Origin of the sequence: Mucilaginibacter boryungensis, from assembly GCF_015221995.1 — a bacterium.
Classification (GTDB): Bacteria; Bacteroidota; Bacteroidia; order Sphingobacteriales; family Sphingobacteriaceae; genus Mucilaginibacter; species Mucilaginibacter boryungensis.
This window is the reverse complement of sequence record NZ_JADFFM010000002.1, coordinates 1,122,352-1,136,370: the sequence shown is the minus strand read 5'-3', so window position 1 is coordinate 1,136,370 and position 14,019 is coordinate 1,122,352. Positions and strand designations below refer to the sequence as shown.

12 protein-coding genes are annotated in these 14,019 nt (G+C 41.9%); 2 read left to right on the top strand and 10 right to left on the bottom strand.

Features of this window, described 5'->3' with window-relative positions; all coding sequences use genetic code 11:
• Positions 1-21: 21 nt before the first annotated feature.
• The 7 genes from IRJ18_RS17935 to IRJ18_RS17905 form a co-directional block, all read right to left on the bottom strand.
• A complete protein-coding gene (locus IRJ18_RS17935) occupies positions 22-1,374 on the bottom strand; it encodes a hypothetical protein (RefSeq protein ID WP_194107670.1) in 1,353 nt (450 codons plus the stop codon).
• Positions 1,375-1,416: 42 nt separating this feature from the next.
• Positions 1,417-2,694: an autotransporter outer membrane beta-barrel domain-containing protein gene (locus tag IRJ18_RS17930; protein ID WP_194107669.1), complete on the bottom strand. Its 1,278-nt coding sequence runs from the start codon at positions 2,692-2,694 to the stop codon at positions 1,417-1,419.
• Positions 2,695-2,742: 48 nt separating this feature from the next.
• Positions 2,743-3,750 (bottom strand): hypothetical protein, encoded by a 1,008-nt coding sequence (locus IRJ18_RS17925; protein WP_194107668.1) that lies wholly within the window; start codon positions 3,748-3,750, stop codon positions 2,743-2,745.
• 1 nt (position 3,751) lies between these two features.
• Positions 3,752-4,879 (bottom strand): autotransporter outer membrane beta-barrel domain-containing protein, encoded by a 1,128-nt coding sequence (locus tag IRJ18_RS17920; protein ID WP_194107667.1) that lies wholly within the window; start codon positions 4,877-4,879, stop codon positions 3,752-3,754.
• Positions 4,880-4,928: 49 nt separating this feature from the next.
• Positions 4,929-6,137: an autotransporter outer membrane beta-barrel domain-containing protein gene (locus IRJ18_RS17915; protein WP_194107666.1), complete on the bottom strand. Its 1,209-nt coding sequence runs from the start codon at positions 6,135-6,137 to the stop codon at positions 4,929-4,931.
• 42 nt (positions 6,138-6,179) lie between these two features.
• Positions 6,180-6,965 (bottom strand): hypothetical protein, encoded by a 786-nt coding sequence (locus IRJ18_RS17910; RefSeq protein ID WP_194107665.1) that lies wholly within the window; start codon positions 6,963-6,965, stop codon positions 6,180-6,182.
• An 83-nt stretch (positions 6,966-7,048) separates the two neighbouring features.
• A complete protein-coding gene (locus IRJ18_RS17905; protein WP_194107664.1) occupies positions 7,049-7,315 on the bottom strand; it encodes a hypothetical protein in 267 nt (88 codons plus the stop codon).
• Between the two features lie 732 nt (positions 7,316-8,047).
• On the opposite strand from IRJ18_RS17905, the gene IRJ18_RS17900 reads away from it, so the two are divergent.
• Positions 8,048-8,641 (top strand): hypothetical protein, encoded by a 594-nt coding sequence (locus tag IRJ18_RS17900; RefSeq protein WP_194107663.1) that lies wholly within the window; start codon positions 8,048-8,050, stop codon positions 8,639-8,641.
• 8 nt (positions 8,642-8,649) lie between these two features.
• Positions 8,650-10,224, top strand: coding sequence for an IS630 family transposase (locus tag IRJ18_RS17895; protein WP_194107662.1), 1,575 nt, complete (start codon positions 8,650-8,652; stop codon positions 10,222-10,224).
• 151 nt (positions 10,225-10,375) lie between these two features.
• Here the strand turns inward: IRJ18_RS17895 and IRJ18_RS17890 are convergent, their stop codons facing one another.
• Genes IRJ18_RS17890 through IRJ18_RS17880 form a run of 3 tightly spaced genes read right to left on the bottom strand, consistent with a single transcriptional unit; the run spans position 10,376 to position 14,019 of the window.
• Complete coding sequence (locus tag IRJ18_RS17890; protein WP_194107661.1) at positions 10,376-10,882, bottom strand: hypothetical protein; 507 nt, start codon at positions 10,880-10,882, stop codon at positions 10,376-10,378.
• Positions 10,883-10,887: 5 nt separating this feature from the next.
• The gene (locus IRJ18_RS17885; RefSeq protein WP_194107660.1) at positions 10,888-12,099 is read right to left on the bottom strand and encodes a hypothetical protein; all 1,212 of its coding nucleotides are present in this window, start codon (positions 12,097-12,099) and stop codon (positions 10,888-10,890) included.
• A complete protein-coding gene (locus tag IRJ18_RS17880; protein WP_228072936.1) occupies positions 12,100-14,019 on the bottom strand; it encodes a type II secretion system protein GspD in 1,920 nt (639 codons plus the stop codon).

The following is a 14,019-nucleotide window of genomic DNA, read 5'->3' as shown; positions in this document are numbered from 1 at the left end:
TAACAGATAAGGTGATAAATATTATTTTTTAAAGCTCAATAACTCTTTATGTATGTCTATGATTTGACTTTTTAGTTGCTCAATCTCACTTTGTTGCCGTTTACTTGATTCGGTTTGTGATTTCAATAGCTCATCTTTCTCAATCAAATACAAAGTCAACTCCTCCACCTTTTTCAATAAAAGTTTATTCATCTCACCCAAGTTCAGCCCATTCTTTTCTACTTCTTGTGCCGACGGGATCTCTGGTAAATGGCTGTTTTTATCAATATAAGTTTTTATTTCTGCGAGGGTAGGTAGTTTATAACCGGGTTTGAACACATAGTCCGGCAGGAAATTCATATCCACTTTTACTTCTTTGGAATGGATCGTGCCCTTTACCGAGAGCAGTTCATCGGGAGTGGTGGTGCCGATACCGATCCTACCCGATGACTTAATTATTAGCTTGGTGTTGGCTGCGAAATCGAATGCATTGCCTGCCGTTTGTGATGCCTGCGGCGCATTAAAAAAAGAAATATCTCCAGACAGTAAATCCCACCTTGTTCCGGAAGCTCCTATCGAACCGGAATAAGAAGATAATGTTTGGTCGGCACTGGTACTCAGTTTCAGTCCGCTTAAAATATTTGTGGCGCCGCCACTGTAGCTCGTACCGATAGAGGAATACCAGCCACCACCGCCACCACTCCATACTATCGACCGGCCGTTTGTGCCATCGCCTATATCTAAGGCTTGCTGAGGGCTTGCGGTACCAATACCAACGTTGCCAAGATTATCAATACGTAAACGCTCAACAGGCGTTGCTTGATTGCCAGTGGAGAACACCATAGCACCTTTGGATTCATTTACTGTACCCACGTCAATCGCTGAAATGGCTGCTATACCTAAATTTGCATTAAAACTATTATTTGATTTAAATAATAGTTGCCCTGTTTGCGAACTTGAATACGCGTTCCATAATGAAATAACTCCTGTGGCATCGGTGCCTGTGCCAACTTCCAGCTTTGTTCCGGGGCTTGTGGTGCCAATACCGACGTTGCCACCGGGTTTGATATAAAACTGATTATATAAGCCACCGGCGCCAAGAGAAAGTGCCTGTCCTGACAAGCCGTAAATTATTGCCATTCCCGTATCATAGCTCAAAGCCGCCTGAGCTCCCGCTCCCCATCGTAGACTACCCGTGTCACCACCATTAATTATCATTCCGTAAGTACCTGTTCCTGGTGTTACCTCAAGTCTAGCTGAAGGTGTCGTTGTTCCTATACCCACATTCCCGGAATTTGTGTTGTTTATATTACCCGGGCCTGACGTCCACTGCGCTTTTGAAACAAAAGGAATTAAAGAGATAACAGCAATAGCTGTCAGAAAGACTTTTTTCATGATGTGATAAGAGCTTATGATAGATTGATATTACCTATACTTTTACGGTTTCTTTTTCAATAAGGTTTCGACTTGCTTGCGCAACTCATCAATTTGGCTTTGCTGGTTCTGGGTTACTGCTTTCTGTTGTTTTATCTCCCCTTGTTGACCTTTTACTTCTTTATCCTTCTCAACCAAGTACAACGTCAACTCTTCTACCTTTTTCAATAGCAGCTTGTTCATCTCGCCCAGGTTCAGGCCATTTTTTTCCACCTCTTGTGCCGATGGAATTTCGGGTAAATGGCTGTTTTTATCGATATAGCTTTTTACTTCAGCCAGGGTTGGCAGATGATACTCGGGTTTAAATACATAGTCTGGCAACCCAGTCAGATTAACCTTCACTTCTTTGGAATGGATAGTGCCGTTTACTGAGAGTAGTTCGTCGGGCGTGGTGGTGCCGATGCCAACTTTGCCATTAGCAAGCATACGAAGGTTTTCATTCCCACCTGTAAACATTCTCACTGTTGAACCTAATGCGCTGGTTTGGCCTTCTATCGCAATACCGGTCTTTTCGGACGAGCCTGAACTTAACTCCAAACTCTCATTGTCAAGCCAATTATGTATTGAATTAACCTGTCCGGTAGTCAATCTACCCGTTGTGAGGGCAGATGATATAGATAAACCAGCGCCCGATGTGGTAAGTGCGCCGCCAACTACACTGAGCTTTGCAAGCGGACCTGTGGTGCCGATACCGACATTGCCAGTTGCAGGTTGTAATATAATATTACCACCATCTACCGATGCATAATCAGTTGTTTGTAACGTAATATATCTGTCTGAAAGCGCGGCAGCTCCATAAATCATTGTTCGTAAGCCAAAAGGGGCGGTAGCTTCATTAGTTGAAAGAAACGAAACAACGTTACCTGTTGCGGCAGTTTTCGTACTGGGCACAACAGTATGTAGCAAAGTGACAGGTGTTGCCGTGCCAATGCCAACATTACCAGCGGAATTGATGAGGATCGATGGTGTTGACCGCCCACCGATCGTAAACCAATAAGTTCCGGCAAATTGCACGTTATCAATATACGAGCTTGTATTTCTATTGTAATAGACCGAGGTAACCGCATTAGCAGCATCCCCAACGAGATTACCTGGTCCAATTTCCAATCCTTCGGCTCCGTTATTTGATATGGTAAGTTTGCGTGGAGGACTTGCGGTGCCGATACCCACATTACCTGTATAAGTAAAATGTGTATCAGGGCTGGTAGTCGACCATTGTGCTTTTGAAACAAAAGGAATTAAGGAGATAACAGCAATTGCTGCAAAATAGACTTTTTTCATAATGTGATAAGAGTTTAGAAAGTTGCTACTAATTGCAACTCAGTACTTTTACGATTTCTTTTTCAATAAGGTTTTGACTTGCTTCCGCAGTTCGTCAATTTCTTTTTGTTGGGTTTGCTGTTTTGTGATTTGTTGCTGTTGCAGATCAAGCTTTTTATTTTGCTCAATCAAATAAAGCATCAATTCTTCCACTTTCTTTAGTAAAAGCCTATTCATCTCGCCCAGGTTAAGCCCGTTCTTTTCAACTTCCTGTGCGGATGGTATCTCTGGTAAATGGCTGTTTTTGTCGATGTAAGTTTTTACTTCTGATAAGGTTGGCAGGTGATAATCGGGTTTGAACACGTAATCGGCCCAATTAACCATATCTACATTTACCTGTTTGGCGTGAACGGTGCCATTAACCGCCAATTTATCGCCATGGGAATTTGGCGTGCCGATACCAACATTGCCATTCCGATCATATTGAACCATCAGGTTATCAAAAGCTACTGTTGCCTCGGGGTGAATAAAGAAAAGCTCGGATATGCCGATATTATTATTGGGGCCGGTGCCGTTATAAAAGGTAAATCTGATTTTGCTAACTGACACATTAGCAACAGAAGCTATATAGCTGCCGCCGCCGTAGTTCGTCTCATTAGCTACCGTTACCCAGGTATTCGGTGCGGGATAACCCGCCATACCGCCATAATCATAAACATTATAAACTTCAATTTTAAATTTGGTCGAGTTATAGTAACGGGTTGTCCAGCCTATCCAGGCGCCCGCCTGTACGTGAACATTCGGTAGGCCTTCGATGGTCACTATATATGGATCATTGGGATCTAGTGTACCGCTATATTGCGGTTGATAATTCCCGTCAAAAAAGTTGGGTAAAGAAAACGAGACCGACCCCTGCTGCGAAACGGTATAATGTGTAGTTGCATAAAACAACAAATTTTTCTCCAACGTGGCCGTAGAACGGTTTGATGGTGGAATCACTGCTTCATTTTGTGCCATTGCCACCGCCGGCAGCAGGAACAAAGAGGTCATTAAAATTTTGAAGAATACCCTTTTCATATTATTGATTTTTTACTTGTTTCTCTAGTATCTCGATTCTTTTATTCTGCTCGATTAGATACAAAGTCAACTCCTCCACCTTCTTCAATAAAAGCTTATTCATCTCGCCCAGGTTAAGCCCGTTCTTTTCTACTTCTTGCGCAGCTGGTATGTCAGGTAAATGGCTGTTTTTATCGATGTAAGTTTTTACTTCTGATAAGGTTGGTAGGTGATAGTCGGGTTTGAAAACGTAGTCCGGTAAGCCTGTCAGATTGACTTTCACCTCTTTGGAATGAATAGTACCGTTTACGGAAAGTAGTTCATCCGGGTTGGTGGTGCCGATACCCACTTTACCCGATCCATCAATCTTTACACGTTCTGTGTTAGTTGTTTTAAAAATCAGACTATTGTTCTGGAGGTTATTAATTGAAATATCCTCACCGGCCGTATTTTGCTGAATAACAATTCCGCTATTATTAGTTATTTGGTGGGAAGTGGTTCCCAGATTTAAACTATTATTGCCTTCGATTAATAATTGACCATTTATATCTAATTTTAATGAAGGATTTGTAGTGCCGATACCCACATTGCCACCTCCACTCTGTATAGCAAGATCGCTCCAGGCACCTCCGCCATTACTTAAAGCATTTAGTGAACTATAAGTGTTTCCAGTTGATGCACCTGTTGACAAATTAATTATACTTCCGGTAGACCCGACAACCCAATCTGTTGTGGTGTTTGATATGCCCGCGGTCGAACCATTTACTTGCAGTTTATAACTGGGGGTTATGGTGCCAATGCCAATGTTACCTAACGAGTTTATGGTAAACCGATATGCGCCTGCTGTTTGGTCATATAAATCCAGGTTGCCAAGTCCTGAGGCCCCGTTGTAAAAGGTAAATTGATGCCCATTCGTACGGGAATCTGAGATACTAAAGGCAGCGACATCAGCGGTACTTCCTACAAGATTAAACGTTCCCCGTGTTGAAGCTGAACCAACGGTTAATAACGATGAATAAGTTGTTGTGCCAATACCGACATTGCCTGTATAAGTAAAATATGTATTAGGACTGGTAGTAGACCATTGCGCTTTTGACGCAAAAGGGATTAAAGAAAGTACAGCAATAGCTGTCAGGAAGGTTTTTTTCATAATGTGATAAGAGTTTGGAAGAGTTGCTACTAGTTGCAACTCAGTACTTTTACAGTTTCTTTTTCAATAAGGTTTCGAATTGCCTGCGCAGTTGATTAATCTCCTTTTGTTGAGATAGTAACATCGTTTGTTGATCAATTAGCTTTTCGTCTTTTTCTTTATCTTTCGTGTCCTTCTCAATCAAATACAAAGTCAATTCTTCAATTTTTTTCAATAGCAATGCATTTGTTTCTCCTACATTGATTCCGTTTTTAGCTACTTCGCCGGCAGACGGCACGTCAGGCAGATGCTGATTGGTTTTGATGTATTTTGCTACATCTGCCAGCGGGAGCAGTTTATACGTGGGATAAAATACATAATCCGACCAGCCTGTTTCCACCTTAATTTCTTTAGCCCGGATATTGCCGTTTACAGCTAATTTATAACCTGCGGGATCGGTTGTACCAATGCCGACATTACCATTGCCTTGTATTTCCAATAATTCAGTTTCAACATTAGAGTTATTATGATTATAAAAGGTAAATCCTCCAATGCTTCCCGCCCCCTGATTACTTATAAAATCAGTTTCTCCTCTGCCACCTGTTCTATTCCAGCCCAAAAGTGCCTGCCCCGAGTTTGCAAGATAATTAAGGCTTTGGCCACCGGCAGGGTCAATATTAGCAGTGTTACCAGAAAATACTGCGGTTCCATAAACTTGCAATTTAGCATTCGGACTGGTTGTACCCATGCCAACATTGCCATCTCCACGAATAAATAATAAACTATTGCCAGTTTTATTTCTAAAATCGGATGAATAATCAGATGAATTTGATCCACCCTCCACAATTAAGCCTCTACTCGATCCGGTGGCGGCATAATTATAGAAATAGGCGGCAGGATAGCTCGTGTTAAAGGATGCAACTTGAATAGTTGAGGTTGGGCTGGTTGTACCGATACCTACGTTGCCGCCTTCGGCCTGCATTGAAATATCGTTGGCACCAATACCAGACAGTGTTCCTTGAATATTTATTGGGTTTGTATTTACTGATGGGCGGCTAAAGTAAATACCTTTTGCATTTGAAATCCCGTTTGCTCCAAAATACGCGATAACTCCAGTACCATTCCCGTCATTTATTTCAAGCTTCGCCATTGGCGTTGTGATACCAATACCAACATTTCCGGCGTTAAAATAAACAGGGTTCGTGCCCTGCCACTGTGCTTTTGAAACCAAAGGAATTAAAGAGATAACAGCCATCGCCGTCAGGAAGGATTTTTTCATAATGTGATAAGTGTTTATGATAGATTGATACTAACTATACTTCTACGGTTTCTTTTTCAATAAAGTTTCAACTTGCTTGCACAATTCGTCGATTTGGCTTTGCTGGGTTTGACTGGCTGCTTGTTGTTGTTTTACTTCTTTATCCTTCTCAATCAGGTAGAGGGTTAGCTCCTCTACTTTCATCAAAAGCAGTTTGTTCATCTCGCCTACCTTCAAGCCATCGGCGACCATTTCCTGTGCAGAGGGTATTTCAGGCAAGTGGTGGTTGGCCTGAACGTATTTTTCGATGTCAGCAAGCGTGTTGAGTTTATAACCTGGTTGAAATACAAAGTCTGCTCCCGTGGTGTTGACAACTACTTCGTTACACCGTGCCTTGCCGTTAACATCCAACAGATAGGAGGCATTCGCTTGGGAGATCTTTCCCAGCAGCATATTGCCTCCCGCCGTAATTTGCATAGTGGGTGTACTGCCGGTATAAAATTGGGTCACTATGTCTGTAGCAGCCTCAATATTGAGCTGGCTATTAGCTGCCAGGGATCCCAGCTCTGTTCCGTTATTCATTAACGATAAATAACCGCCTTGACTAGGACTTCTTCCATTTATGGCAAGCACGCCATAATTCCCAACAGTTGGTGGATTGGTCGTTCCAATGCCCACATTGCCAGACGAATTAATGAAGATCGAGGGTGTTGATAGTCCACCGATCATAAAACGGTGAGATCCAGCAAACTGCACGTTATCAATATACGAGCTTGTACTTCTATTGTAATAGATCGAGCTAACCGCATTAGCAGCATCCCCAACGAGATTACCTGGTCCAATTTCCAATCCTTCGGCTCCGTTATTTGATATGGTAAGTTTGCGTGGAGGACTTGTAGTGCCAATACCAACATTACCCGCACTCGTAACGGTTAATTTTCGCCTTGGTAATCGCCTTTACTAACTGACCAGCGATCTCCTTGAATAGTCCCAAAATACCAAAGGTTTGTACCGTCAGATAATTGGGTCTGTATACCTGATGCAAACCCGCCATCTGGCGTATTTCTTTTTAAAAATACCAGGGGAGAATAATCCGTGTAAGTAGGGCTTTGTGCATAAACACAGTTACAAATAAGCCATAGCGCAACAACGGCTACAAACAACTTTTTAATAATTGAGCGGACGTAGATTTTTTTCATTGTGATAGATTTAAGTAATACCACTGCGTTAGGTACAGTGATAAACTAAGCTAAATAGTTTTCTTCAATTGCGCAATGGTTAAGTGCATTTTGTTTAATATTAAAGAATGTCTTTTAGTTAATAACAAATATCGGTAGGGGAGAATTGCCAAATGGTGGCAAAGGTGTGTCAGTGATTAATTTTTTCGTGAGTGTAAACCAACGAAACAAAGTGAAGTTGGTGCGAGCAAAGCAAAAGGTCTTTGCAGAAAAAGCCTGAAAGGCGACTGCTAAGTATCTGCGACAAACAATTGGCGGAGTGCTTGAGCAATGCGGGTAGCATTGCAACAATCAAGCATCTGTGACAGTTGAGCAGCCTTTTGCTTCGGCGAAGGCGGGCCGGACAAGACAAACGATTGGCTGTGTCAGATTGAGTGTTACGAGCGTTCGCCTGGTTGAAAAAAACCAAGCGGGAAGCGAAGTATTAACGAAACTGCAACATGGTACATACGAGGTGGTTTCTTTATACAGAGTTGCTTCCAGAAATGCAGTCTCGCCGTTAAATTCTTTCTTATCGTCCTTAAACACTTTCATTTTAAAACCGATTCCCTGTGCTCAACGATAGTTAAGCCATTTGTTACTGTTACTTTATAATCTTCCATGACCTTGTTCTTTATACAAATCTATACTAAAAAAATTAGCAAATGTGAAACTATATTGATGATTCCATCGTTTAAATGGAAATAATTGATTATGAGCTCAAAAGAAACTTTGTTGATATGGACGGCTTTCTCCGGGTTAGCTGGTGCGCTGTTAACGCAACTGATGACTGGCCTGTTCAGCTTCATCAACGACAGGCGCAAGTGTAAACAAGATTTAAAAAACCAGTTTAGAAACAAGAAGATTGAGATCGGTGAGAACTTCTATTTTATGAATGGTGAGGTAATGGCAATGATTCAAAAGAACATTGCTTATTGGAAAAATCGCACTGATTCAAGAAGCAAAAAAAGTTTAACCATTCTGAACAAAGAAATGGAGAAGTTAAACAGTTTATCAGAAAAAATAAATGCAGAGAACTGGAAGTATAATTTGGTAAGTATTTACTACGAGCTTCCGTTTCAGGTTGATGAAATATGGGCGGCGAACAAAAAGACCCAAAAGTATTACCTCGCCGTCATTGATATGTCTGAACAGATAAAACAACTTCCGTCAACAGAGCAGGAGCCACTATACAAGGAATATAATACCTTAGTTTTTAACCTTTGTTCACATTATGAGTGGCTTTATTCAAGAATGCAGGCCAACATGATTGCCGTAAAAAAAGCTTTATTAGATGGCAATGTTTAACTTGCTGGATGTACCGACAAAATATACCCAAGGTTAAGCTGAACATTATCAGGAAGCGTTTTATTCAAGGGACACTCCAAATTGCGAATACAGCAATTGATTTGAAGGTCTCCAGATCAACGGTTACAAAGTACTCCGAGCGCTACAAAATAATAAAGAAGCATTTTCCTGAAAAGTTACATGATATGAACTTCTACATGCCCAACGAACCTAAATCACATCGGCCCAGCCCGGTCTATAACGAATTAATACACCTATTGCCATTATTGGTTGCTATTGCAGGTGGTCGTTCTCTTAAAGCAATGCCTGTGTGGCATATTTACAAAAAAATTTGTCCGCAGGGATATACATATAGCCCCTTTAAGATCATTTTCCAAAAGTGGGTGCCCGAGAATGTAACCGAACATCCTGTTCCCTGGATAAAACCACTGGGTGAAGAAGATGTGAAATTATTGAATGAGTGGCGAACATCTCCCGGTCACAGGGAATGGCAACTAGTCATTTTCATCGAACAAGCATTAAAAGGCGCCTCGCTTGAATTGATAAGGCATAAGGCAGATACTGATGCCGCTACCGTTAGAAGATGGATGGCAAAATATGATCTGGATGGCCTAACTGGATTAGTAATTGCGCCTCGAAAACAAAACCCAGTTATCAAAAAAAGAGTGCAATCTCGTAAGGCTAGAATTGTTAAATTATTGCATGAGTCGCCTAAGCAATATCAAGTTAATAGGGCAAGCTGGTCTATCCAGGCTATCACACAAGTGTACCATAAGTTGTATGAGGATGATAGATGCAACTATATGTCCATTAACCGGACGATTCATTTATTGGGATTTGGATTTAAAAAGTCCCGTGATATGCTGATAAGTCCGGACCCGGACTATAGGATCAAAGTTCAAAACATTCAGGATATATTACAACAACTAAAATCAACAGAAAAATTCTTTTCCATAGACGAGTTTGGGCCAACGTCAGTTCGCCTTAAAGGTGGCCGTACACTACAGCATCATTCAGCAAAACCCAAAGAAGTGCCACTAGAACAAAAAAGTAAAGGTTACATTATTTGCACGGCCGCATTAGAACTATCGACAAATCAAATAACTCACTTTTATTCCTGGAAAAAGAACACCACCGAGATGATAAAATTGTTAAACATTTTATCCATCCAGTATAAAGATCAAGAGCGTTTGTACATTTCCTGGGATGCTGCAAGTTGGCATAACTCCACGGCTTTGACCGACCACCTGCGGGATTGTAATAGTTTGGACTATAGGAAACAACATCAAACGCCGGAATTGCAGCTGGTTCCTTTACCATCCTGTACTCAATATTTGAATGTCATTGAATCCGTGTTTAGTGGTCTCGCGAAAGCCGTTATACACAATAGTGATTATCAATCAATGGATGAATGCCGGCAAGCCATCGATCTTCATTTTAAAGCACGGAATCAACATTTTAAAGACAATCCTAAACGAGCTGGTCAGAAGATTTGGGGGAAGGAAATAGTTGCGCCTCAATTTAGTGAAACTCATCATACCCGTAAACCATTTGGTACAAGAGAAATAGGTAGTTTAAAATAATGCTTATCTTTTAAAAGTGACATTAAATGAACTTGATCTTTAAATAAGGAGTTTGAAATAGATTGTTGTTGCGATTTATAAACAAAATTGTTAAGGTAGTGTTGTTCACTTACACTTAAAATTATAATTATGAATAAGATATCCAGCAGGATTATCTGTAGATTTCCAAAAAAACTTCCAGATCCAATTTTTTTGATTTCATTTCCCGAAATTGGCTTTTTTCCTGCTTCCAGGCCACCGAGCGCAGCATACCTATACCATTTGTATTTTGCAGTTGATTAACCATTTTCAGCAAGTCAAAAAAATCACCTGTAAAAATTAACTTTTGGATAATAAAATGCGGCGTATGGTAGAGCGGGTCATCCATGGGGACGCCCGTCAATTTCACGTGGTTTATCTCGGCGAGAGCAGACACCCGGTTAATTACATTATTCCGGAATACTGCAGAGTCCAGCTTATAGTTTTTGATGATCTTATCTAAATTGGCACTTTTACGCCATAAATAAGCAGGCTGGACGCTCATATCGGCGGTTGGTACTAACTGCGCTGCTAATTGCGTATGTTCCTGCCACATCGCCAGCGTGGTTTTAAAAGCGAACTGGTAGCCTATCAGCAACAGCAATAAAGAACCGCCAATTAACAAATAGGATTTTTTCATGGCGTTCAATAGCTGACAGTTAAGGCGAATACCCCGGTATTCAGTTCGTTATTAAAATTATAGTTTTCCAGCGCTGCACCTTTGACCCAGGATTTTGTTTTTATCCGGGCGATCCATTCGTTGACCGGTAATAGTTTTTCGGATTGACCAGTTATTTTGATCATGTGATTGGTAAACACCAGTGATTTAGCTTGCTGGCTCGCCGCCGCATTGGGTGGGTTGATATTGATATCGGTCAGAATAACTTCAGCCGGCAATAGTCCGGCTATCTGATCCACTAACCCAGCTTTATTCCGATTATTGTCCCAGCCAAGCTCTTGCAACAGCGCTTCATTTTCTTTGATATGCTCCCTATTCACTTTTAACTCATTTGAACTTTGCAAAGTCTGATTCAGCTTATTATTCAACTCATTGTTGGAAGAGTTCAGCCAGCTAAAAATCATAAAATTTGCTAAGAGCATTAAAAAAAACACAATCAATATGATGGAAGCATTTGCCCTAAACTTTTGTGCCTCCAGTTTTTTTGTTAACAGGTCATGGTAAGGAGCGGCCTGCGCTAAAACAGGAGCTACCTTATCCTGTAATATCAATTGGAATGCCGCGGCATAAGGCAAAAGCAGATTTTCAGCGATCACCTCGGTTTGCAGTTTGATCTTACCGCTGGCTCTGGCCATAGGATTATAGGTATAGTTTGACCATTCGCCGGCTGGACTTCGCGTGATTTCGTGACTGTCAAAAAGAATGGTTTCGCCATAAAAGTTTAATTCGGGGACGAGCGGAAGCAGCGGAAATGGCCCCAGGCTTAAATGGACCGGCTGGTATCCCAACGCTATAAATCTTTCAAACCATTGATCAGCTTCGGTTTTGCGAATAATAGCAACAAAGGATGACGCACCTGATACCACCTGCTGTACATAAAAATCGCCGATATTGCCGTTAGGCAGTACCGCGTTAAAATTTGCAGCGGTAATGGTTTCGGTACCCGCCAGCTGTTTGGTCAACACCCCTTTACCTGATAAGTTTAAAGCGATCAGAGCTTTAGTCGATAAGTTTGCAGGCAGTTGTTCCAAACTTTTAACATCCGGCAATTTCTTTTCAATGGCTAACTGTTGATGCTTTAAATCAAGTAAACAGGCGTTAACCACGGGTGTCCCATCCGCTTGCACCTGGATAGCGATACCCGCCGCCTGCTTTAACTGATACAACTGCCTTAACATTTAACGAAGGATCGTGGGTTTAATAAATACCAGCGTTACCACTTTCGACTTGGTGATGGTGCGGGTACTAAAAATATATTTTAATATAGGTATGCGTGAAAGAATTGGTGTACCGGAACTATCATCGCTTTCCACCGTCCGCTCTAAACCGCCCAGTACGATCATATCTTCGTTATGCGCACGAATTAGTGATTCGAATTTACTTGTTGAGGTTGGCGGCGGGGCATTGACCGGCGGTGTGCCTATAAAATCGGTGATATCTATTTTAATGCCCAGCGTAATTTGGTCATCGCCCGAAACCATGGGTTTAATATTGATCACCATATTGGCATCGATCTTATTATATTGCTGGGTAAAGTTTATGGTAGGGGTAGATATTGATGGTAGCACATTTTGTGTCTGTATCAGATACCAGCGTGTATTACCAATGCTCAATGAAGCGGTATGCCCATTGAGTGTAGTCAATTTCGGGATAGAATGCACTTCGACATTACCATGGGATTCCAGGGCGCTGATCGTCGCGTAAAAATTGGGGACGACATGGCCCAGGTTCATATAGGAACCGCCTAATTTATCCAGTAAATTATTGATGGACGCCGCGCCGAACGTAAAGTTAACCCCAGGTAATATGGTGCCGCCCGTTTTAACACTGTCTGCCACTCCCAGTTTGATACCGGTAGCCGTTGTACGTGACTTGTTAATATCCACCATCGTTACTTCAATCATCACCATCGGCACCAGCAGGTCGATCTGTTTAACCAGGGACTGTATCTCATTGATCTGCGGCCCCGACCCCGAAAGTAACAGCGTGTTTTGTTCGCGAAATTCATGGATCTCCACTCCCTTTTTCCATTCGGCGGGAATCATTGCCAATACGGTATCCATAGAGCGGTTTTGTAGCTGAATCACTTTTTGCGCGCGCAGCCCCTCCAGCTTTCGGTCACCTATTAAGTAAATCCCGTTCTCTTCTCGATAGGTATAGTCAGTCCCCTGGAATAAAGCGCCTAGAAAATTATCATAACTAATATCGGTAATATGCGTGGTGATATTCCCTTTAATATCGCTGTACAGGAAGTAATTTTTACCTAACTCCTGCGAGGCGGCCTTTACCAGGTCAGCTAACGGGGTATTGGTCGCGTCAGCCGAGATCAGCTTTTGTCCGGCCACCATTTTAGTGAACAAGTTGATATTACCGCCTGAAGTGCCCCCTGCCGGCTTAAAGTTACGCCTGACCGACGTATTTTTATCGCCATTTACATAAAGCTCCTCACCCTCGGACAATGCCTGGAAAAGGTAAAAGCTGTCCCCGGTTTTGACCATTTTCATGTCGTTGGAGAAAGCCAGCTTTTCCACCGCCGCATCAAAAGCCGCACTTTTTATAAATCCCGAAATCCTTTTTCCCTGCAAACCGGAAGGCACCACTAAGTTTTTACCGGAAACCTGGGTGATCTTTCGAGCGACAGCTACCAGGCTGTCATTGCTTAATTCAAAAGACAGCGTGTTTGTCAGTTGGTCATATTTGGCGCTGATTTCCTTGAGCGGCGGCTTTAGCGATAACGAGGGGTCCTGGTAAGGCGTAATCATTAAGATCGATCCAACCGTGGTAATATCCAGGTTATAGGCCTTTGCCAAAAATACTAAAACGTTGATCGCGGTAACATTATTTAAATTGTTGTTTACCCTAATATTAATTTTAGGATCGACGTTGATACTCAAGCTGTTAGATTTGGCTAAGGCGGATAAATAATCCTGCAGCGAAACATTGGTTACAGAAAACTGAACCGTTTGCTTCAACCCCGGAACTGTGGCAGCTAAACTATTCAGTCTTTCCTCGATCACACTTATTCTGTCGGGTGTTTGCGCGAGGCAGTGCAGGAAAGGCAGCACCAATAAAAATAAAACAGCGTATTTTTTTATCAT

Bases quoted from the DNA above. Each gene is read 5' to 3' on its own strand.
- IRJ18_RS17900 (WP_194107663.1), top strand. From the start codon at position 8,048: ATGAGCTCAAAAGAAACTTTGTTGATATGGACGGCTTTCTCCGGGTTA.
- IRJ18_RS17925 (WP_194107668.1), bottom strand. From the start codon at position 3,750: ATGAAAAGGGTATTCTTCAAAATTTTAATGACCTCTTTGTTCCTGCTG.
- IRJ18_RS17935 (WP_194107670.1), bottom strand. From the start codon at position 1,374: ATGAAAAAAGTCTTTCTGACAGCTATTGCTGTTATCTCTTTAATTCCT.
- IRJ18_RS17895 (WP_194107662.1), top strand. From the start codon at position 8,650: ATGTACCGACAAAATATACCCAAGGTTAAGCTGAACATTATCAGGAAG.
- IRJ18_RS17905 (WP_194107664.1), bottom strand. From the start codon at position 7,315: ATGAAAAAAATCTACGTCCGCTCAATTATTAAAAAGTTGTTTGTAGCC.
- IRJ18_RS17880 (WP_228072936.1), bottom strand. From the start codon at position 14,019: ATGATAAAAAAATACGCTGTTTTATTTTTATTGGTGCTGCCTTTCCTG.
- IRJ18_RS17920 (WP_194107667.1), bottom strand. From the start codon at position 4,879: ATGAAAAAAACCTTCCTGACAGCTATTGCTGTACTTTCTTTAATCCCT.
- IRJ18_RS17890 (WP_194107661.1), bottom strand. From the start codon at position 10,882: ATGAAAAAATCCTATTTGTTAATTGGCGGTTCTTTATTGCTGTTGCTG.
- IRJ18_RS17915 (WP_194107666.1), bottom strand. From the start codon at position 6,137: ATGAAAAAATCCTTCCTGACGGCGATGGCTGTTATCTCTTTAATTCCT.
- IRJ18_RS17930 (WP_194107669.1), bottom strand. From the start codon at position 2,694: ATGAAAAAAGTCTATTTTGCAGCAATTGCTGTTATCTCCTTAATTCCT.
- IRJ18_RS17885 (WP_194107660.1), bottom strand. From the start codon at position 12,099: ATGTTAAGGCAGTTGTATCAGTTAAAGCAGGCGGCGGGTATCGCTATC.